Annotated in this window: 20 protein-coding genes; 7 read left to right on the top strand and 13 right to left on the bottom strand. The window is 66.1% G+C overall.

All coding sequences use genetic code 11. From position 1 onward, the window contains the following. Positions 1 to 32 precede the first annotated feature (32 nt). Both hisN and EDE12_RS12120 read right to left on the bottom strand, forming a co-directional pair. Positions 33 to 872: a histidinol-phosphatase gene (gene hisN / locus EDE12_RS12125; RefSeq protein ID WP_026598782.1), complete on the bottom strand. Its 840-nt coding sequence runs from the start codon at positions 870 to 872 to the stop codon at positions 33 to 35. A 21-nt stretch (positions 873 to 893) separates the two neighbouring features. Next, complete coding sequence (locus EDE12_RS12120) at positions 894 to 1,814, bottom strand: N-formylglutamate amidohydrolase (RefSeq protein ID WP_134188115.1); 921 nt, start codon at positions 1,812 to 1,814, stop codon at positions 894 to 896. 215 nt (positions 1,815 to 2,029) lie between these two features. Here EDE12_RS12120 and EDE12_RS12115 point away from each other — a divergent pair, with 215 nt between their 5' ends. Then, entirely contained in the window at positions 2,030 to 2,404 is a 375-nt protein-coding gene (locus EDE12_RS12115) for a response regulator (protein WP_018265194.1), read from the top strand. Positions 2,405 to 2,531: 127 nt separating this feature from the next. Next, positions 2,532 to 2,762, top strand: coding sequence for a 50S ribosomal protein L31 (gene rpmE, locus EDE12_RS12110; RefSeq protein WP_024880132.1), 231 nt, complete (start codon positions 2,532 to 2,534; stop codon positions 2,760 to 2,762). Positions 2,763 to 2,844: 82 nt separating this feature from the next. Here the strand turns inward: rpmE and EDE12_RS12105 are convergent, their stop codons facing one another. Continuing rightward, positions 2,845 to 3,384 (bottom strand): DUF1465 family protein, encoded by a 540-nt coding sequence (locus EDE12_RS12105; RefSeq protein WP_026598783.1) that lies wholly within the window; start codon positions 3,382 to 3,384, stop codon positions 2,845 to 2,847. 346 nt (positions 3,385 to 3,730) lie between these two features. Further along, complete coding sequence (locus EDE12_RS12100; RefSeq protein WP_134188095.1) at positions 3,731 to 4,000, bottom strand: hypothetical protein; 270 nt, start codon at positions 3,998 to 4,000, stop codon at positions 3,731 to 3,733. 235 nt (positions 4,001 to 4,235) lie between these two features. Here EDE12_RS12100 and EDE12_RS12095 point away from each other — a divergent pair, with 235 nt between their 5' ends. Continuing rightward, positions 4,236 to 5,033 carry an inositol monophosphatase family protein gene (locus EDE12_RS12095; RefSeq protein WP_024880135.1) on the top strand — a complete coding sequence of 266 codons (798 nt, stop codon included), beginning with the start codon at positions 4,236 to 4,238 and terminating at the stop codon, positions 5,031 to 5,033. After that, the gene (locus EDE12_RS12090) at positions 5,030 to 5,521 is read left to right on the top strand and encodes a GNAT family N-acetyltransferase (RefSeq protein ID WP_024880136.1); all 492 of its coding nucleotides are present in this window, start codon (positions 5,030 to 5,032) and stop codon (positions 5,519 to 5,521) included. Before EDE12_RS12095 ends, EDE12_RS12090 begins: the two co-directional genes overlap by 4 nt. Positions 5,522 to 5,573: 52 nt before the next feature. Here EDE12_RS12090 and pyk read toward each other — a convergent pair whose 3' ends face one another. Together pyk and EDE12_RS12080 are read right to left on the bottom strand one after the other, a co-directional pair. After that, complete coding sequence (gene pyk / locus EDE12_RS12085; protein ID WP_024880137.1) at positions 5,574 to 7,007, bottom strand: pyruvate kinase; 1,434 nt, start codon at positions 7,005 to 7,007, stop codon at positions 5,574 to 5,576. 46 nt (positions 7,008 to 7,053) lie between these two features. After that, positions 7,054 to 7,479, bottom strand: a complete 426-nt coding sequence (locus tag EDE12_RS12080; RefSeq protein ID WP_024880138.1) for a DUF1036 domain-containing protein — start codon at positions 7,477 to 7,479, stop codon at positions 7,054 to 7,056. 236 nt (positions 7,480 to 7,715) lie between these two features. Here EDE12_RS12080 and EDE12_RS12075 point away from each other — a divergent pair, with 236 nt between their 5' ends. After that, entirely contained in the window at positions 7,716 to 10,235 is a 2,520-nt protein-coding gene (locus EDE12_RS12075) for a hypothetical protein (protein ID WP_134188094.1), read from the top strand. Between the two features lie 108 nt (positions 10,236 to 10,343). On the opposite strand, the gene hemB is transcribed toward EDE12_RS12075, so the two are convergent. Then, the gene (gene hemB / locus EDE12_RS12070) at positions 10,344 to 11,369 is read right to left on the bottom strand and encodes a porphobilinogen synthase (RefSeq protein ID WP_026598787.1); all 1,026 of its coding nucleotides are present in this window, start codon (positions 11,367 to 11,369) and stop codon (positions 10,344 to 10,346) included. Between the two features lie 196 nt (positions 11,370 to 11,565). Between hemB and EDE12_RS12065 the strand changes: the two genes are divergently transcribed. After that, positions 11,566 to 11,970 carry a hypothetical protein gene (locus EDE12_RS12065; RefSeq protein ID WP_134188093.1) on the top strand — a complete coding sequence of 135 codons (405 nt, stop codon included), beginning with the start codon at positions 11,566 to 11,568 and terminating at the stop codon, positions 11,968 to 11,970. A gap of 202 nt (positions 11,971 to 12,172) precedes the next feature. Here EDE12_RS12065 and EDE12_RS12060 read toward each other — a convergent pair whose 3' ends face one another. The 5 genes from EDE12_RS12060 to gatC all read right to left on the bottom strand — a co-directional run bounded on the left by EDE12_RS12060 (position 12,173) and on the right by gatC (position 17,018). Continuing rightward, positions 12,173 to 12,538 (bottom strand): hypothetical protein, encoded by a 366-nt coding sequence (locus EDE12_RS12060; protein ID WP_024880142.1) that lies wholly within the window; start codon positions 12,536 to 12,538, stop codon positions 12,173 to 12,175. A 661-nt stretch (positions 12,539 to 13,199) separates the two neighbouring features. Continuing rightward, entirely contained in the window at positions 13,200 to 14,672 is a 1,473-nt protein-coding gene (gene gatB / locus EDE12_RS12055) for an Asp-tRNA(Asn)/Glu-tRNA(Gln) amidotransferase subunit GatB (protein WP_026598788.1), read from the bottom strand. A gap of 145 nt (positions 14,673 to 14,817) precedes the next feature. Continuing rightward, entirely contained in the window at positions 14,818 to 15,159 is a 342-nt protein-coding gene (locus EDE12_RS12050) for a chorismate mutase (protein ID WP_051592494.1), read from the bottom strand. Then, positions 15,156 to 16,655 carry an Asp-tRNA(Asn)/Glu-tRNA(Gln) amidotransferase subunit GatA gene (gatA, locus tag EDE12_RS12045; RefSeq protein WP_026598790.1) on the bottom strand — a complete coding sequence of 500 codons (1,500 nt, stop codon included), beginning with the start codon at positions 16,653 to 16,655 and terminating at the stop codon, positions 15,156 to 15,158. Before gatA ends, EDE12_RS12050 begins: the two co-directional genes overlap by 4 nt. 75 nt (positions 16,656 to 16,730) lie before the next feature. After that, positions 16,731 to 17,018 carry an Asp-tRNA(Asn)/Glu-tRNA(Gln) amidotransferase subunit GatC gene (gene gatC / locus EDE12_RS12040; protein ID WP_026598791.1) on the bottom strand — a complete coding sequence of 96 codons (288 nt, stop codon included), beginning with the start codon at positions 17,016 to 17,018 and terminating at the stop codon, positions 16,731 to 16,733. Between the two features lie 137 nt (positions 17,019 to 17,155). Here gatC and ruvX point away from each other — a divergent pair, with 137 nt between their 5' ends. Next, on the top strand, positions 17,156 to 17,638 hold the full coding sequence (gene ruvX / locus EDE12_RS12035) for a Holliday junction resolvase RuvX (RefSeq protein ID WP_026598792.1): 483 nt from the start codon (positions 17,156 to 17,158) through the stop codon (positions 17,636 to 17,638). Positions 17,639 to 17,648: 10 nt separating this feature from the next. On the opposite strand, the gene EDE12_RS12030 is transcribed toward ruvX, so the two are convergent. Further along, a complete protein-coding gene (locus EDE12_RS12030; protein ID WP_026598793.1) occupies positions 17,649 to 18,125 on the bottom strand; it encodes a hypothetical protein in 477 nt (158 codons plus the stop codon). Positions 18,126 to 18,607 lie beyond the last annotated feature (482 nt).

The following is an 18,607-nucleotide window of genomic DNA, read 5'->3' as shown; positions in this document are numbered from 1 at the left end:
GGCAAAGCGCGGTCGAGCTGCGGAGGCTGCGGTCATCCCGCAGAGAGCGCCCGCATCGCCGCCTCATGCACACGTCTGTCGCCCGCCGCGATGATCGCGCCGCCCTGCGCGGCCGGGCCGCCGTCCCATGTGGTGACGACGCCACCCGCGCCTTCGACGATCGGGATCAGCGCGACAATGTCATAAGGGTTGAGATTGGTCTCGATGACCAAATCCACATGTCCGGCGGCGAGCGCGCAATAGGCGTAGCAATCGCCCCCATAGCGCGAGAGCCTGGTCTGCGCCTCCACTCTGAAAAAATCATCGCGGAGGCGCTCGTCGATGAGCCTCGGCGAGGTGGTCATCAATGTCGCTTCGGCGAGCGTGGCGCAGGGGCGCGTCTGCAGCTTGCGACGCTCCTCGGTCGGCGCCGGCGGCTGCGCCTTCCAGCTGGGCTCGACATGGTGATGTCGCGCCGGCCCGCGCCAATAGGCGGCCGCGCCATCGCCGGAGAAGCGCTCGCGCGTGAAGGGCTGGTGCATCAGCCCGTAGCAGGGCCGCCCGCGATGCTGGAGGCCGATGAGCGTGCCCCACAGCGGCAGGCCGCAGATGAAGCTCTTGGTGCCGTCGATGGGATCGAGCACCCAGACATATTCGGCGTCGGCGCGGATATTGCCGAATTCCTCGCCGATGATTCCATGGCTCGGAAAAGTCGCCTCGATCAGCCGGCGCATGGCGATCTCGGCGGCGCGATCGGCCTCCGTCACCGGATCGAAGGCGCCGCCCGGGGCTTTGTCCTCCGCCGCGAGGCTGGTGCGGAAGAAGGGCAGAATCGCCTCGCCAGAGGCGTCGGCGAGGCGTTCGACGAATTTCTCGAAATCGACGGCGGTCATTGCCTCTCCGGCGCTGTGGATTTATTCGGCGGCGGCGCGCTGCTCGCGCGGGCCGACGATTTGCGTCAGCAGCCGCACGATCTCGCCGAGCCGGGAGGCCAGCAGATCGAAATCGACGCTGCGACGCAGATCGGCCTCGTTCATATAGAGATTTCGTGAAATCTCGATCTGCACCGCATGCCAGCCGGCGCCCGGCCTGCCGTAATGCTCGGTGATATAGCCGCCGGCATAGGGGCGATTGCGCTGCACATGATAGCCCCATTGCCGCAGCCGCGCCTCTATGGCCTCGACGACGTCGCCCGAGCAGCTCGCGCCGAAACGATCGCCGAGCACGAAATCCGGCTTGCGCTTGTCGCCGCGGCCGGTGGCGCTCTCCTTGGCGACGCTGGAGGGCATGGAATGGCAATCGACCAGCAGAGCGACGCCGAACTTGCGGCGCGCGCGCTCCATCAGCGAGCGCAGAGCGGCGTGGTAGGGCTTGTGCAGGCTCTCGATGCGATGCAGCGCCTCGGCGACGCGCAGCCGGCTGGAATAGATCTCGCGAGCGTCGGCGACGACGCGCGGAATGGTGCCGAGGCCTGCAGCCACACGCAGCGAGCGCGTGTTGGCGAATTCCGGCAGCGCATCCTCGAACATGCGCGGGTCGAGCTCATAGGGCTCGCGATTCACGTCGAGAAAAGCGCGCGGGAAATGCGCCTTGAGCAGCGGCGCGCCGATCGCCGGCGCGAGAGCGAAGAGCTCATGCACATGCGCATCCTCGGACCGGCGCAGATTCCCGATGTCGAGCCGCGAGCTGGCGAGAAAGCTCGCCGGATAGATGTCGCCCGAATGCGGGGACGAGAAGACGAGCGGCGACGAGAGCTCGATGGGCTCGACCAGCTCGAACGGAACATGGAGCTCGGGATCGGCGGGCGTCGGGCTTTCGGCCCGCTCCTCGTCCATCATCGTCGACGCCTCATCGCTCTCACTCTCCTATCGCCCCCTCGAGAGAATATCGCGGATGCGCAGCATAGACTCTTTCAGCGCGCATATTCCCGAAAATTTCAGATCATGCGAAACAAGGGCCAGAATTTCAGAGGCGGGCGTGAGCGGGTCCTTATTTTCACCCGATTTTTACCAAACTGCGCCCTTATGACATAGAACATGCGAGGAGCGATATGACCGACAAGATTGCCGCGAAAATCCTGCTGGCGGAGGACGACACCGACATGCGCCGCTTTCTGGTGCGCGCGCTGCAGACGGCCGGATTCGCCGTCACGTCCTTCGACAACGGGCTCTCCGCCTATGACCAGCTCCGCGTCGAGCCTTTCGAGCTGCTGCTCACCGATATTGTGATGCCGGAGATGGACGGCATAGAGCTGGCGCGCCGCGCGACGGAGCTCGATCCCGACATAAAAGTCATGTTCATCACAGGCTTTGCGGCGGTCGCCCTCAATCCCGACAATCAGGCCCCGCGGCAGGCGAAAATCCTCTCCAAGCCTTTCCACCTCAAGGACCTCGTCAATGAGGTGCAGCGTCTGCTCGCCGCCTGACCAAAATGCGGCGCAACGCGCCTAGAATTGCCGGCGCCGCTCACGCGACCTTGCTCCTTTGCGCGCCATGCGCTATGAGCGCCGCCAAACGCCGGCGTCGGCGCGGCTCTCATTTCGAGGAATGACGATGAAGAAGGAAATCCATCCCGACTATCACACGATCAGGGTCGTGATGACCGACGGGTCGGAGTATTTCACGCGCTCGACCTGGGGCGCCGAGGGCGACACGCTCAACCTCGACATCGACCCCAAGACGCATCCGGCCTGGACCGGCGGCTCTGCTCAGCTGCTCGACCGTGGCGGCCGCCTGTCGCGCTTCAACTCGCGCTTCGGCAATCTGTCCTTCGGCAAGAAGTAAGCGCGTCCCTCACCGGCGCCAAAAAAAGCCGCGCTCGAGAGCGCGGCTTTTTTGGTTTCTCTCGTCTCGGGAACCCAGCGCCTCAGAGCCCCGGGGCGAAGGCGTTTCGCAGCCTCTGCAGCTGGGCCTCGACCGGGCTCTCGGCCTGGTTCTGGCGATAGCCGGCGTCCGAGCCATAGATCAGCTGATCGAGATGCATCACCCGCGCCTGCAAGCGCAGCGAGTGAATGGCGAGATCGCGCAACTTCTGCGGCAGATGCGCGAAAACATCCGGATTGGACGCGAGCTCCTGCTGCGACAGCCGCACCTTGTGCTTGTCGCTGGCGGCCTGCGCTCTCGTGATCTCGCCCTGATTGACCGCCCGCTGCAGCAGCAGCCAGGAAGCGATCTGCATCAGCCGCGTCGTCAGCCGCATGCTCTCGGCCGCATAGGCCAGAGCCTCGGGCCGCGGCAGCGATTTGGCGTCGTCCCGACCATCGCCGTCGAGATAGGCCGCCGCCTCCTCCACCAGCGCCATGCCCTCTCGAAACATGGCCCCGAACGCCTCCGACCCCGCCAGCTTCTCCACGAAGGAGACCGGAGTCTGAATGCTCTCCACCGAATCGGACGCTTGTCCCATCATACGACGCTCTCGAACGCTCGAACGCCGCGCTCGATCCGCGCCGTTCCGATGAGACCTATGTAACGCAAATTTGCGGGGCGCGCCTTATTAGGTTTTGCTTAACCTTAATCTTTGAATCCGTACGTATTACGCCCGAGGTCACGGCTCGCGAGCCGCCTCCGCGCGGGTCCGCGCCCGCCTCTCCCTGCCCGGCCAATGCTGATGCGGCGCATTAGCGACCGGCTTTAAGCAAATGAAATATCGCCTTTTATCGGTCTGCTTTAACCATTGCTCGAAGAATGGCGCAAAATTCCGCCGCCGAGGCGCGTGGAGGCGCAGAATATCCTTCCAGCTAAACCGCTTAGGCTCAGCTCTTGATGTTCCGCTGGAGCTCCATATCGGCGGTGCGCTCGGCGCCGACGACCGAGCGGCCGAGGCCCGCCTTCAGAGCGCCGGCGCAGAGCGCGGCGAGCGCCAGCAGCAGGCCGACGCGCAGCAATTGCCCGCCATCGGGCGCCGCCGGCCGGTTGGAGAACGCGAGCGAGCGACCGTTTTTCGGCGCGGCGTCGCTCCGGCGAAGGGTCACGGCGGGCCGGCCGCCTCTCGTCTCGAGGATTTCCACAGGATCGAACGGCACGGAACTGATCTCCAACGAAGGGGGCCGAGGGCCTCACTCTGGCCAAATGGCGCTTTCGAAACGGTGAAGGCCGCGACCAGCGCCGCCGTCAGGGTTTATCTCCGGTTAACGCCTGAGCGGCGGAGGGCGCGCGAATGCGGGCGGGACGTCAGTGAATGCTTGACGCGCCCGCCGCCGGCCTGTCATTTGAGACCTCGCCCCACCTCCCCCCACACGCGCCATTCTTCAGGACTCCATGATCCGATCCGCATTGATGAACGTCATGACTGCCGCCGCCATAAAGGCCGGGCGCAGCCTGAAGCGCGACTTCGGCGAGGTCGAGAATTTGCAGGTGTCCGTCAAAGGCCCCGGCGATTTCGTCTCCGCCGCCGACCGCCGCGCCGAAAAGGTCGTGTTCGAGGAATTGTCGCGCGCGCGTCCCGGCTATGGCTTCCTCATGGAGGAGAGCGGCGCTGTCGAGGGCAGCGACAGGACCCACACCTGGCACATCGATCCGCTCGACGGCACCTCCAACTTCCTGCACGGCATCCCGATTTTCGCAGTGTCCATCGGGCTCGAGCGGGAGGGCCAGCTGGTCGCCGGCGTTGTCTATAATCCGGCGACCGACGATATGTTCGTCGCCGAGAAGGGCCAGGGCGCCTATCATAACAACAGGCGCATGCGGGTGGCCTCGCGCAAATCGCTCGGCGACTCGCTCATCGCCTGCGGCATCCCCCCGCTCGCAGCGGTGGACCGCCACGCGCTCTTCCAGACGGAGCTGACCGCCGTCATGGCCAAGACCGGCAATATTCGCCGCATGGGCGCCGCCGCGCTCGATCTCGCCGGCGTCGCCGCCGGCCGCTACGACGCCTATTGGGAGCGCGGCATCAAGCCCTGGGATATCGCCGCCGGAATCGTTCTGGTGCGGGAGGCCGGCGGCTTCGTCAGCGATCTCGACGGCGGCGGCGACATGCTGCCCAAGGGCGCGATCTGCGCCGGCAATGAGACGATCCACCGGCTCCTACTCGACACAGTGCGCAAGGCGCGCGCGTGACAGGCGGCCCCCCGATATCCGGCCCGCGTATCGTCGCGCGCCGCGATTCGGACTGGGCCGAGCTCATCGAGCTCTGGGTCGCCGCCTGGCGGCGGACCTATGCGGACATTGATTTCGAGGCGCGCCGCGACTGGCTGAAGAATCACATCATCCAGCTGGAGCACGGCGGCGCGCGCACGCTGCTGCTGCTCGAGGGCGCCGGGCGGACGCTCGTCGGCTTCGTCACCGTCGATCCCGCTTCGCATTGGCTCGATCAGCTCTGCGTGCATCCAGAGCGCTTCGGCTCCGGCGCGGCGGAGGCGCTGATCGAGGCGGCGCGCAGCCTCTCGCCCGCGCGGCTGCGGCTCGACGTCAATCAGGACAATAAGCGCGCCGTCGCCTTCTATGAGCGCGAAGGCTTCGTGCGTGTCGGCGAAGGCCGGCCGAGCCTCGCAGGCCGGCCGACGCTGATCATGGAATGGTCGTCGGCCGCCGCGCCGCGATCTTGACCTGAGCGAAGGCCGACCGATCGAACGGGCTTCCGCTCGATCGGCGTACGCTCTAGGCGCCGATCTTCTCGCCGACCAGCGCGAGCCGGACCATATTGGTCGCGCCCGGCGAACCGAAGGGCATGCCCGCGACGATGATGATGCGATCACCCGGCGCGGCGAAGCCCTCGCCCAGCGAATTCACGCTGGCGCGATCGACCATATCCTCCACGTCGCGCGCATCCTGCGTCTCCAGCGCATGGACGCCCCACACCAACGCCAGCCGGCGCGCCGTGTCACGATTGGGCGTCAGCGCGAGAATTGGCGGGCGCGGCCGCTCGCGGGCGATGCGCAGCGCCGTGGCGCCGGAGGCCGTCCAGGCGCAAATGGCCATGGAGTCGAGCGTCTCGGCGACGTCGCGCGCGGCGACGGCGATGGCGTCGGCGGCTGTGGGATTGGGCGGCGCATTGCGCTGAGCATTGAGGATGGAGCGATAGACGCCGTCGCTCTCCACCTCCTCGGCGATGCGGCTCATCGTCGCCACCGCCTCGATCGGGAACTGACCGGCGGCGCTCTCTGCCGAAAGCATGACGGCGTCCGCGCCCTCATAGACGGCCGTGGCGACGTCCGACACTTCGGCGCGGGTGGGGAGCGGGGCCAGAATCATCGATTCCAGCATTTGCGTCGCCACCACCACCGGCTTGCCGAGCCGGCGCGCGGCGCGGGTGATGCGCTTTTGCAGGCTCGGGACCTTCTCGAGCGGCACCTCGACGCCGAGATCGCCGCGCGCCACCATCAGCGCATCGGCGTGCTCGATGATCTCGTCCAGCCGGGCGATGGCCTGCGGCTTCTCGATCTTGGCCATGACCAGCGCGCGCGAGCCGACGACGCGCTTGACCTCGAGCACATCCTCGGCGCGCTGCACGAAGGAAATCGCCACCCAATCGACGCCCTCGATCAGCGCCGCGTCGAGATCGACGCGGTCCTTGGGCGTCATGGAGGTGATCGGAATATCCGTGTCCGGCAGGCTGACGCCCTTGCGGTTGGAGACGCGGCCGCCGATGTCGACGACGGCGCGGGCCATGTCGTCCGAGGTCTCGACCACATGCAGCCGCACCTTGCCGTCGTCGATCAGAATGGCGTCGCCGATCTTCAGCGCCTGCAGAATCTCAGGATGCGGAAGCTGCACGCGGACAGCGTCGCCCGGCGTCGGATCGGCGTCGAGGACGAAATGATCGCCCTTGCGCAGATGCACCGGTCCGTCGGCGAAGGCGCCGATGCGGAGCTTCGGCCCCTGCAGATCGACCAATATGCCGATGGCGCGGCCGGTCTCGGCCTCGATCTCGCGGATCATGCGCACATAGGCGGCGAGCCCGGCATGATCGGTGTGGCTCATATTGATCCGAAACACATCGGCGCCGGCCGTCGACAGGCCGGCCACGACGGTCTTCTCGACGCTCGCGGGACCGAGCGTCGCGATGATCTTCACGCGCCGCAACCTTCTCATTTTGTCGCCCAATCCTCTTTTGTCAGAGCCGCGCGGGCCGTCTTCGTCACTGCGTCGACGACGGCGTCGGATCTGTGAGCTGCACCGTCCAGTTCTTGGCGTCGCGCCCCGTGTCTATCTCGAAGAAGCCCGTGCGGTCGAAGCCGCGCGCGAAGCAGTCCTCGCGCCCGTCGATGCGGAACTCGCGATCGCGCGTGCACATGAACGCCTTGCCCTTCCACTCTCCGCCACGCTCGTCCATCGCATATACGTAGTAGTACTGCGCCGCCAGCGGTCCGCGCAACAGCGTCTCGCAGGCGGAGGAACGCAAATTCCACCACCCTTCCGACAGCCAATTGCGTCCGTCCGTATAGGCCAAGGACACGCTCACTCTGTTCGTCGTGTTGTTGCACAGGCGAAAATCCGCTCGCGCGCCGGATATAACGCAAAGACAACACGAAATAATCACAAAGAGAGTCGTGCGTCCGGGCATGGGCGGAACAGTCGCGAGAGGGTCGAAGAGCGGCGCCGCGGACCGGCGGCCCGAAGCGGCGATACACAGCCAAACCACGGGACGGCCGCTTTGTCCACCCCGACGACGCCTCCTGGCGCGCAATCGGGCCGCGGGCGTGGCCGTCTTGTCACTGTCACGACCTAGCGTAGACTTAAAGACAGGTTTTCCCGCCGGGCCGCGAAGGTCCGGGCATGACCTTTTCAATGGAGAGCATCATGTCGCAATTGCTCGAGACGAAAGCAGAGATTCACGCGGAGGTGACGGCTCCAGCTCCGCAATGGAAGACGGACTTCTATTGGATATTGCGCATTCTCTGGGCCTGCCGCGTGAGCGTCGTCAGCGCCCTCGCCGGCCTTCTCCTCTTCGGCCTCGTCGATCAGGCGCAGAATCTGTTCGCGGATCGCTCCTTCGACGCGCTGCTCTTCGGCGCGCATTATTGGCTCAGCGTCTTCGCCGCGATCTTCCTGGTCTGGGCCTTCCCCGTCCATTACGGCGCGCGCCGCGTGCTCGAGGACGCCGATTCGGCCTGGATGATCCCCTATCTGCTACGCGTCGAGATGCGCGACAACGACATACGCTCCGTCCGCGACCATGTGCGCCGACGCTTCGGACATGTCATCTGTTGGACGCCGCGCCTCCTCGGACTGATCCCTTTCGTCGCCGTGGCGCTCGGCCTCTGGGGCGCGCAGGCCTCGATCGAAAACGCCGCCATCCTCCCCGAGGCGACGGCGACGCGCGACCAGATCTATGCGCTGCTGGCGCTCGACGCTGCGACAGCCGCCGCGTTCGTCTATTTTGTAATGAAGCGTCAGCGCATCGCCAAATTCATCGGCGCGAGCATGGATTTGCGCTGGCTGACCTTCGCCTCGCTGCACGCCACAATGGCGGTGTTCGTCTCGGCGCTGATCTGGCCGTTCTTCTTGTCCGACCATGCGCCGCGCGCGCTGCTGGTTCCCTTTCTGCTCGGCAGCCTCGTGCTCGGCGCGAGCTGGCTGGTGCGCAAGGGCTATGAGACCGGCCGCCCGCTGCTGCTGATCGCCATACTCTTCGCGGCCGGGATCACGGCGGCGAACACGCATCTCGACGATGTGCGCGCTTTGCCCGAGGCCTCCGGCGCGCCTTCCAAGGACGATCGGCAGATCGACATCACCGAGGCGGTGAGAAATTGGAAGGCGGCCAATGGCTGCACAGAGACGGAATGTCCTCCGGCGCTGATCGTCGCGGCCGAAGGCGGCGCCAGCCGCGCGGCCTATATGGCGGCGACGGTCATCGGCCATTTGATCGATCGCGACGGCGATCTCCACGATGCGCCGCAGCTGAGCTCGCCGGGCCGGCGCGTCTTCGCCTTCTCTGGCGTCTCCGGCGGCGCCTTCGGCTCGGCGATCTTCCGCGCCGCTCTCGCCGACGCCGCGGAGAAGGACGCGCCGACGCCGCCCTGCGTCAATTCGGCGCGCGTCTGGGTCGGCGCGCATGAGCATCGCGACCCGACGAAGAGCTGGCGCGACTGCCTGCAATTGCTGGTCGCCGGCGATTATCTCTCGCCCGCCTTCGTCGGCCTCGGCTTTCGCGACAATTTCTCGCCGCGCAAATTTTTCTTCGGCGAGGAGAGCTGGATGGAGGATCGCGCCGCTCTGCTCGAGAAATCCTGGGAGCGTCATTACGACTTCGTGACCAACGCCGCCTATAAGAAAGACTATTGGACCGGCGAGCTGATCCAGACCGGCGAGCCCTGCGCGAGCGGCGCCGCGACCGGCATGTGCCGTCGGCTCGGCTATGCGCGCGCGACGCCGGCGGGCAAATGGGCGCCGCTGCTGCTGCTCAACGGCACCTCGGTGGACAGCGGGACGCGCATCATCGGAACCGATCTCGTCTCGACGCGCCCTGCCCCCACGACCAATTCGCGCGCGCCGCTCTATCCCGCCGCCTATGATTTCTTCGAGATGATCTCGACGCCCTGCAAGACGCCGCAGGGCGACATGTGCCCGGCCGCGGCGCATGGCGACAAGGATGTCGCGGCGCTGCGCGACGGGCCGGACATTCTTCTCTCCACCGCGGCGCTGCTCAGCGCGCGCTTCCCCGTCATCTCGCCGGCGGGAACGCTGCGCGCCAAGGGCGACGGCTCCCATGGCGACCGCGTCGTCGACGGCGGCTATTTCGACAATGCCGGCCTCGCCTCCGCGCTCGATGTGGCGCGCGCGCTGAAGGGCCAGGGCGTCACGCCGCTGATCCTGTGGGTGCAGAATGATCCTGTCGGCGCGCTCACCGACGATACGTTGCCGCCGCGCGCGGCAGGCACGCCGCGGCTGGGCGAGACGGGGGTGAGCTTCGTCTCCGATCTCTTCGGCCTCGTCGCCGCGCCCGCGAACGCTCTGCTGGCGACGCGCGCCGGCCATGCGGCCGAGCAGGCGGCGCTGGCGCAGCGCAGCCTGCTCGAGATGAACACCGACACCGACCGCTACGCCGGCGATATGACGGCGAGCTTCTTCCAGATCGGCGTGCGCGTGCAGCCCGTGCTGGTCGCCGACGGCGGCGATGATCCGCTGCTCGACGCGACTTGCGCGCGCTTCAAGGGCCAGACCTTGTCCATGTCCAAGGTCTCGATGAGCTGGTGGCTGTCGCAATCGGTGCAGGCCGATCTCGACGCGCAGCTCTGCGACAAGGCCAATCGCCAGAGCCTGAAGGATCTTCTCACGCGTCTGAAGCAGAAGCTGCCGCTGGTGAAAGCCGAATGGTGACGGCTGTCCTTGCGAGCGAAGCGAAGCAATCCATGGCCATAGGGCGGCCCCTGGATCGCTTCGTCGCTTCGCTCCTCGCGATAACGGCCCGGAGTTCTCGCCGCGGCTTCAGCCGCGGCGCAGCAAGGCGGCGGCCCGTGGCGCGTAATAAGTGAGAACGCCCGCGGCGCCCGCGCGCTTGAAAGCGGTGAGGCTCTCCATCATCGCGCGCTCGCCGTCGAGCCATCCATTGGCGGCGGCGGCCTCGATCATCGCATATTCGCCCGACACCTGATAAGCGAAGGTCGGCGCATGAAAGGCGTCGACGACGCGTCGCACAATATCGAGATAGGGCATGCCCGGCTTGACCATCACCATATCGGCGCCCTGCTCGAGATCGAGCGCCACCTCGCGCAGCGCCTCGTCGCTATTGGCGGGGTCCATCTGATAGGTGCGCTTGTCGCCGCGCAGAGTCTTATTGGTGCCGATGGCGTCGCGGAACGGTCCGTAGAAGGCCGAGGCGTATTTGGCGGCGTAGCTCATGATCTGGACATTCTCGAAGCCCTCGGCGTCGAGCGCGGCGCGGATCGCGCCGATGCGGCCATCCATCATGTCCGAGGGCGCGATGACATCAGCGCCGGCGCGCGCCTGATTGACCGCCTGCGCCGTCAGCACGGCGACGGTCTCGTCATTGACGATCTCATCGCCGACGAGCAGCCCGTCATGACCATGGCTCGTATAGGGATCGAGCGCGACATCGGTGATGATCCCTATGCCCGGAACCGCTTTCTTGATCGCGCGGCAGCCGAGACAGACGAGATTTTCGGGATCGAGCGCGGCCGAGCCATGCGGATCGCGCAGCGCCGGATCAGTGTTGGGAAACAGCGCCACCGCCGGCACGCCGAGCGAGGCCGCCTCCTCTATCGCCTCCAGCGCCGTGTCGATCGAATAGCGATAGACGCCCGGCATGGAGGCGATCGGCTCGCAGCGCCCTGCCCCGTCGAGCAGAAACAGCGGCCAGATGAGATCGTCGGCGGAGAGCCTGGTCTCGCGCACGAGGCGGCGCGCCCATTCGCTCTTGCGATTGCGGCGCGGGCGCGCGGTGAGCGCGAGCCGCGCGGAGGCGTCGGCGAATTTGTTTCCGGGAGATTTCATTGGCGCGACCTCCAGCGCAGCCGCGTCACGGAAAACGCGCACGGCGGCGAAGCGTGCGTAGCATGGCGCTCGTCGCAATGGGAAGACTGCGAAACCTCCGAACATTGACGCCCTGCCGCCTTCCGGTCTAGAGCCGTCCTCACGTCCGACGCCGCGCTCTCATCCGCGGATGCGGCGCGACGAGCAATGGGAGCCGATGGCGGAACGCGTGAACTCCGGCGCTCTCTCTTCATCGCGGAGCGCCTTTGCGGCGATCGTCGCCTCGCTCTGCGCGCTCGCGACCGCTGTCGTCGCAGCGCCTCAGCCACAGTCTGCTAGCGAACGTCCGCCGCACGCAGCCGCGCGCCGCGCGACGCGCGCGCCTGCGCCGCCACGACGTCCGCCAGAGCAGCGCGCGCCGCAGCCGCCGGCGGTAGAGACGCCGCCCGCGCCGCCGCAGGAGCTGCCGCCGCTCGACACATCGACGCCGCCGCCCTCGCTGCCGCGCGCCTCGCGCGAGCGCATGCGCCAATGCGCCACACAATGGATGAAGATCCGGCAGGAAGGTCGAACGGCGGGAACGAGCTGGCGCGAGTTCGCGACCAGATGTCTCACCCGTTGATGGCCTGAGGGAGCGGTCTCGCCCGCCGTCGCGGACCTCGCGTCGAGGTCGGCCGGAAAAGCGCGAGAGAAAGAAAGCCGATCAGCAGGAGCAAGGAGCGCGGGCCGAGCCGGCCCGGGCGAGAGAAGTGCTGCGAAACGCGTTCACGATGCGAGGTGGATCGGCTGCGCATGGCGAACGCGTTTCGGCCGCGGGTCTTTCGTCAGACCGCTTCCGAGCTTTCGGGAGCCGGAGGAGTTTCCTTGGCCTTGCGCGGAGCGCGACGCTTGACGGGCGCCTTGCGCACGGCCTTCTTCGTGGCGGTCTTCTTCGTCGCGACGCGCTTCTTCGTGGCGACGCGCTTCTTGGTCGCAACGCGCTTCTTCGTCGCAACGCGCTTCTTCGTCGCCGTCTTGCGCGTGGTCTTGCGGGCGACCTTCTTCGAAGCGGCCTTGCGCGTAGCCTTCTTGGCGGTGGCCTTCTTGGTCGCGGCCTTCTTGGTCGCCGCCTTCTTGGTCGCAGTCTTACGAGCACCCTTCTTCGCGGCCGCCTTTTTCGCAGGCTTACGCTTCGTCGTTGGTTTCGCCATCTTCAGTCCCCTTGATCCATATCGTCGGAATGTCGCTATGACCGACAATAGGCCGCAATAGCGTAACGTGGTTAACCAGTCGTTCAAGTGGCGCTTTCACGAATTGCTCGCGAATGCGATGTCGCATAGCGCGCGACAGCAGCGAATGCGCGCGCCGATGAACGCCGCGACGCATGTCGATGAAGGCGTAAGACGCAGCGCGGAAGACGCATGTCGAAAGCGATCTCGACAGCGCTCGAAAGGCGCGTCGCGCATCGACGACGACGCCTCCTCGAAATGTCCACGCACTCCGCGCGACCGTCGACGAGGCCATTCAATCTATTGTTTTTCTTCAATGACTAGGAGATGCGCGCAATTGCGCGTAACGCATTCGCGCGACGATGCGCGCATGACGAAGCGCGATTTTGCGCTTTCGTTTCACGCTGTCGCCGACGCTCCGCGCCGATCGCTTCGCATGTCTCGACGCATGCGCGACGACGCCGGCGCCGCCTCTGCGAAGCTCGTCACGCGCGCTCTCGCAGCGCTGCTAACCATGTGAAAAAAAATTGTGCGCAGCGCGCGCGCCGCGTCTCGCGAAAGCCGCGCTGCGGCCATCGCGCGGCGTCGATTCGATCGAATCGACGCCGCCGGTGATTCGAGTTTCGGCTCTGTCGGAAGTGTCTCAGACGCCGAGACGGCTCTTCAGCAACTCATTGACGGCTTGCGGATTGGCCTTGCCGCCGGTCGCTTTCATCACCTGGCCGACGAACCAGCCGAGCATGGTCGGCTTCGCCTTGGCTTGCGCGACCTTGTCGGGATTGGCGGCGATGATCTCGTCGATCGCCTTCTCGATCGCGCCAGTGTCCGTCACCTGCTTCAAGCCGCGCGTCTCGACGATCTCGCGCGGATCGCCGCCTTCCTGCCAGACGATCTCGAACAGATCCTTGCCGATCTTGCCCGAGATGACGCTGGTGGAGATGAGATCGACGATGGCGCCGATCGCCGCAGCGGACACGGGCGAACGCGTAATGTCGAGCCCCTCCTTGTTGAGGCGGCCGAACAGCTCGTTGATCACCCAATTGGCGACGAGCTTGGCGTCGCGGCCTTTCGCCGCCTCCTCGAAGAAGTCCGCGCTCGCGCGCTCGGCGACGAGCACGCCGGCGTCATAGGGCGGCAGGCCGTAATCGGCGACGAAGCGCGCGCGCTTCTCGTCTGGCAGCTCCGGCAGTTCGACCTTCAGCGCGTCGACATAGGCCTGATCGAATTCCAGCGGCAGCAGATCGGGGTCCGGGAAATAGCGATAGTCGTGCGCCTCCTCCTTGGAGCGCATGGAGCGCGTCTCGCCCTTGCCGGGATCGAAGAGGCGCGTCTCCTGAGCGATGACGCCGCCATCCTCGAGAATGCCGATCTGGCGGCGCGCCTCCACCTCGACCGCCTGGCCGATGAAGCGGATGGAGTTGACGTTCTTGATCTCGCAGCGCGTGCCGAAGGGCGCGCCGGGCTTGCGCACGGAGACGTTCACGTCGGCGCGCAGCGAGCCCTGCTCCATATTGCCGTCGCAGGAGCCGATATAGCGCAGAATGGTGCGCAGCTTGGAGACATAGGCGCGCGCCTCCTCCGCCGAGCGAATATCCGGCTTGGAGACGATCTCCATCAGCGCGACGCCGGAACGGTTGAGGTCCACATGGCTCTCGGTGGCCGAGAGATCATGGATGGACTTGCCGGCGTCCTGCTCGAGATGCAGACGCTCAATGCCGACGGTGATGCGCTCGCTGGGCGTCACATCGACGATGACCTCGCCCTCGCCGACGATCGGATGCTTGTACTGGGAAATCTGATAGCCCTGCGGCAAATCGGGATAGAAATAATTTTTCCGATCGAAGACGGACCGCAGATTGATCTGCGCCTGCAGGCCGAGCCCGGTGCGAATGGCCTGCTTGACGCATTCCTCATTGATGACCGGCAGCATGCCCGGCATGGCCGCGTCGACGAGCGAGACATGGTTATTGGGCTCGCCGCCATATTCCGCGGAAGCGCCGGAGAAGAGCTTGGCCTTGCTCGTCACCTGGGCGTGAATCTCCATGCCGACGACGACTTCCCAGTCGCCGGTCGCGCCTTTGAGGAGCTTGCTCGGCTGCGTCTCGCGCGTGTTCATGTCTTTCGTCCTCGAACCGTGTCTATCGTTGAGGGAAGCTTACATCTAAGATCGACGCTCGTCATTGCGAGCCGAGGGCGAAGCAATCCAGGGGCCGATGGACCCTCGATCGCGTCGTCGCCGCTCCGCTCCCAGCAATGACGGCTCAGGCGCCGGACGGCGTCTCGCTTTGCTCGCGATCGCCCATCAGCCGCTCTTCATAGCCGATCGACCATTCGATCAGCGCGCGCCACAGCGATTGGCCCAGCTCGGTCTCGAGCCCCTCGCGCTGCGACGCCGCGGCGACGCGCGCCAGCACTTCGTCCACACGCTCTGGCACGCGCGCCGGAATGCCGAGCGAGGGTTTCACCGCGGCGGCGCGCTCGATCTGGCGCTGGCGGCGGGCGAGCAGAGCGACGAGCTCGTCGTCGAGCGCGTCTATGGTGGCGCGCACGTCCGACATTTCGTCGCGCGGTTCGCGCTTTGCGGCCTCTGCTCTGCGCGTCATTTCGCGTCTGTCCACCAGGGCTGCGGGAAATCGATCTTCGGCGCCGCGCTCTCCAGCGCCGCGGCGAGCGAGAACAAGGTCGCCTCGTCGAAGGGGCGGCCGATGAGCTGCAGGCCGAGCGGCAAGCCGTCGGCGCCGAGGCCGCCCGGCACCGCAATGCCCGGCAGGCCGGCCATGTTCACCGTCACGGTGAAAATGTCGTTCAAATACATCTCGACCGGATCGGCCGCGCCCTTCTCGCCTTGCGCGAAAGCGGTGGAAGGCGTCGCCGGCGTCAGCACGGCGTCGACGCCGGCCGCGAAAGCCTCGTCGAAATCGCGCTTGATGAGGCTGCGGATCTTCTGCGCGCGCACATAGAAGGCGTCGTAATAGCCGTGCGAGAGCACATAGGCGCCGATCATCACGCGGCGACGCACCTCGGCCCCGAAGCCTTTGGCGCGCGTCTTCTCATACATGTCGGCGATGTCGCGGCCCTTCTCGCGCAGGCCGTAGCGCACGCCGTCATAGCGCGCGAGATTGGAGGAGGCCTCCGCCGGAGCGATAATGTAATAGGCCGGCAGAGCGAAACGCGTATGCGGCAGAGAAATCTCGACGATCTCCGCGCCCGCGTCGCGAAGCCAGGCGACGCCCTGATCCCACAGCGCATTGATCTCGGCGCCGCCGCCGATACGATATTCCTTGGGAATTCCAATGCGGCGGCCCTTCACCGAGGCGCCGATCGCCGCCTCATAATCGGGAACCGGCGCATCGACGCTGGTCGTGTCCTTGGGATCATGGCCGGCCATGGAGCGCAGCATGATGGCCGCGTCGCGGACCGTGCGCGTGATCGGCCCCGCCTGATCGAGCGAGGAGGCGAAAGCGACAATGCCCCAGCGCGAGCAGCGGCCATAGGTCGGCTTTATGCCCACAGTGCCGGTGAAAGCCGCCGGCTGGCGAATGGAGCCGCCCGTGTCCGTCGCCGTGGCGCCGAGCGCCAATCGCGCGGCGACGGCCGCCGAAGAGCCGCCCGAGGAGCCGCCGGGAACGATCTTGGCGTCATCGAACCCCTCGCCCTTCTTGCGCCGCCAGGGCGAGACGACCGGGCCGAAGGCGCTGGTCTCATTGGAGGAGCCCATGGCGAATTCGTCGAGGTTCAGCTTGCCCAGCATCAGCGCGCCGTCGCGCCACAGATTGGCGGAGACAGTCGATTCATAAGTGGGCGTGAAATCGTCGAGGATGCGGCTCGCCGCCGTGGTGCGCACGCCCTTGGTGCAATAGAGGTCCTTTATGCCGAGCGGCAGGCCCTCGAGCGGGCGCGCCTCGCCGCGCGCGATGCGCGCGTCGCTGTCGCGCGCGGCTTCGAGCGCGAGCTCGGGCGTCTCGGTGAGAAAAGCGTTGAGCGCGCGCGCTTTCTCTATCGCCTCTATATGGGCCTTGGTCAGCTCCGTCGCCGACAGCTTCTTCGCAACGAGCGCGTCGCGCGCCTCGGCGAGGGACAAATGCGTAGGATCGGACATGAATGCGTTTCGCTCGTTCGTGTCTTATTCAAAGGCCCGCATGTGGCAGGCGTCGCTCGTCTTTGCGGAAGGCGTCTATTCCACGACCTTGGGCACGACGAAATAATGGTCGTCCTTTTCCGGCGCATTGGCCAGAATGGCGTCGGCGAAGCCGCCGTCGGTGACGACGTCCTGCCGTTTCTTCATTTGCATGGGCAGAACGGAGGTCAAAGGCTCGACGCCTTCGACGTCGACGCTCGAAAGCTCGGCGACGAAATCCAATATTGCGTTGAGCTCCGCGCCGAGGCGCTCGACCTCTTGGTCCTCGACGGCGATGCGCGCGAGATGGGCGATGCGGCGGACAGTCGCCTGATCGACGGACATTTTATGGAGCTCCGTTCCGACTTCGTCCCGCGCGCTATACCACTCGCGGCTTCGAGGGCGCAATGCGCGCGTCCGCCCGTGATGCAACGAGCGCGCCGGATTTCCAGAAAGCCGCGCGTCGTGCTAGGCCAATCGGCATGACCGCCGGACCAAAGACGCTCGAGGAGCTCGCCGCTCTGCTGCCGCAAAAAAGCAGGCTGATCGGGCTCGATGTCGGAACGAAGACCGTGGGGCTCGCGCTGTCGGACGTCGAGCGCCGCCTCGCGACGCCGCTCGAGACGATCCGCCGCGTGAAATTCACCAAGGACGCCGAACGGCTCGCCGCCTTGATCGCGCAGCATGAGATCGCCGCGCTGATCGTCGGCCTGCCGCTCAACATGGACGGCTCTGAAGGCCCGCGCGCGCAAGCGACGCGGGCCTTCATGCGCAATTTCGACGCGATGCGCCGCACGCCCTACGCCTTCTGGGACGAGCGGCTTTCCACCGCCGCCGTCACCAGAGAGCTGCTGGCGCAGGACGTCTCGCGCGCAAAGCGGGCCGAGGTCGTGGACAGAATGGCCGCGGCCTATATTCTGCAAGGCGCCCTAGACAGGCTGGGGCGCCTCGCTACGGGAGGCTAGACGAGCCGGCTCACCACCAGCCGCGACGTCCCCAGCCCCAACCGCCGCCCCAGCCGCCGCCGCCGAAGCCGATGTTCAGCGCGCCGCCGAGAAGACCGGCGCCGGCGCCGATGATGCCCGGGCCGCCATAGCCATATCCATAGGAGGGATAGGCGTAGGTCGCCGCGACGACCGGCACGGCGACAGCCGTCGCCACCGGAGCCGCGACATAGGCCGTGCGACGCTCATACATCGGATAGTAGGCGGTGCGGCGCTCGATGATGCGACGCACATAGACGGTGCGGTGCTCGATGCGACGCGGCGGGCAATAGTGGGCGGAACGGCCCGCATGAATGCGACGATAATGGACCTCGTCCGTCGCCGCCGGAAGCGACACGGACGCCACATTCGCCATTCCGACCGGACCGGCCAGAGCGACGCCCGGCGCGGCGATGCCGATCACGGCGCCAGCGGCGCCCAGCAGAGACAACTTCACAACCTTGCTCATGACCCAAGCCTCCTCGTGGCTCTCGCCCCCCCTTTCCCGCCGCCCGCAGCGGGCGACCGGAACCTTTCGTCACGGCGCGATCCGCGCCGACGCAGACGTTCAATCAGTGACGGCAGACGCGACGGCGCAGACGACCAGATGCGCCGGGAGGAGCGCGGTCGGTGAAGAGAAGCCAACGCACATATCAGTCCCCCAACTCATCGGTCGCTCAACTCGCGCCTCTTTTGAAAAATTCCCGATCATGCCGTCGCTCCGCTGAGAGAAGCGCGGCCCAGGTGAAGGGGAACTAAGGCGCGCTTACCGGCCGTCCAGACCATCGAGCGTCAAAAAAAACCCTCCGTTAACGCTCCCGCCGCGCCGGAGGGGCCTCGATATGAAAACTTTTAGTTGTATTGCGCCGCTTTGCGAGGGCGTCCGCCTTTGCCTCTAGAGGCATGGCGTTCAAGGCAAAAAATCGTGACGACATAGCTGCGGTCGCGTTG

This window comes from Methylosinus sp. sav-2 (genome assembly GCF_004366495.1).
Lineage (GTDB): Bacteria > Pseudomonadota > Alphaproteobacteria > Rhizobiales > Beijerinckiaceae > Methylosinus.
This window is presented reverse-complemented; position numbering and strand designations above follow the sequence as displayed.

Bases quoted from the DNA above. Each gene is read 5' to 3' on its own strand.
- hisN (WP_026598782.1), bottom strand. From the start codon at position 872: ATGACCGCCGTCGATTTCGAGAAATTCGTCGAACGCCTCGCCGACGCC.
- EDE12_RS12120 (WP_134188115.1), bottom strand. From the start codon at position 1,814: ATGGACGAGGAGCGGGCCGAAAGCCCGACGCCCGCCGATCCCGAGCTC.
- EDE12_RS12115 (WP_018265194.1), top strand. From the start codon at position 2,030: ATGACCGACAAGATTGCCGCGAAAATCCTGCTGGCGGAGGACGACACC.
- rpmE (WP_024880132.1), top strand. From the start codon at position 2,532: ATGAAGAAGGAAATCCATCCCGACTATCACACGATCAGGGTCGTGATG.
- EDE12_RS12105 (WP_026598783.1), bottom strand. From the start codon at position 3,384: ATGATGGGACAAGCGTCCGATTCGGTGGAGAGCATTCAGACTCCGGTC.
- EDE12_RS12095 (WP_024880135.1), top strand. From the start codon at position 4,236: ATGATCCGATCCGCATTGATGAACGTCATGACTGCCGCCGCCATAAAG.
- pyk (WP_024880137.1), bottom strand. From the start codon at position 7,007: ATGAGAAGGTTGCGGCGCGTGAAGATCATCGCGACGCTCGGTCCCGCG.
- EDE12_RS12080 (WP_024880138.1), bottom strand. From the start codon at position 7,479: ATGCCCGGACGCACGACTCTCTTTGTGATTATTTCGTGTTGTCTTTGC.
- EDE12_RS12075 (WP_134188094.1), top strand. From the start codon at position 7,716: ATGTCGCAATTGCTCGAGACGAAAGCAGAGATTCACGCGGAGGTGACG.
- hemB (WP_026598787.1), bottom strand. From the start codon at position 11,369: ATGAAATCTCCCGGAAACAAATTCGCCGACGCCTCCGCGCGGCTCGCG.
- EDE12_RS12065 (WP_134188093.1), top strand. From the start codon at position 11,566: ATGGCGGAACGCGTGAACTCCGGCGCTCTCTCTTCATCGCGGAGCGCC.
- EDE12_RS12060 (WP_024880142.1), bottom strand. From the start codon at position 12,538: ATGGCGAAACCAACGACGAAGCGTAAGCCTGCGAAAAAGGCGGCCGCG.
- gatB (WP_026598788.1), bottom strand. From the start codon at position 14,672: ATGAACACGCGCGAGACGCAGCCGAGCAAGCTCCTCAAAGGCGCGACC.
- EDE12_RS12050 (WP_051592494.1), bottom strand. From the start codon at position 15,159: ATGACGCGCAGAGCAGAGGCCGCAAAGCGCGAACCGCGCGACGAAATG.
- gatA (WP_026598790.1), bottom strand. From the start codon at position 16,655: ATGTCCGATCCTACGCATTTGTCCCTCGCCGAGGCGCGCGACGCGCTC.
- gatC (WP_026598791.1), bottom strand. From the start codon at position 17,018: ATGTCCGTCGATCAGGCGACTGTCCGCCGCATCGCCCATCTCGCGCGC.
- ruvX (WP_026598792.1), top strand. From the start codon at position 17,156: ATGACCGCCGGACCAAAGACGCTCGAGGAGCTCGCCGCTCTGCTGCCG.
- EDE12_RS12030 (WP_026598793.1), bottom strand. From the start codon at position 18,125: ATGAGCAAGGTTGTGAAGTTGTCTCTGCTGGGCGCCGCTGGCGCCGTG.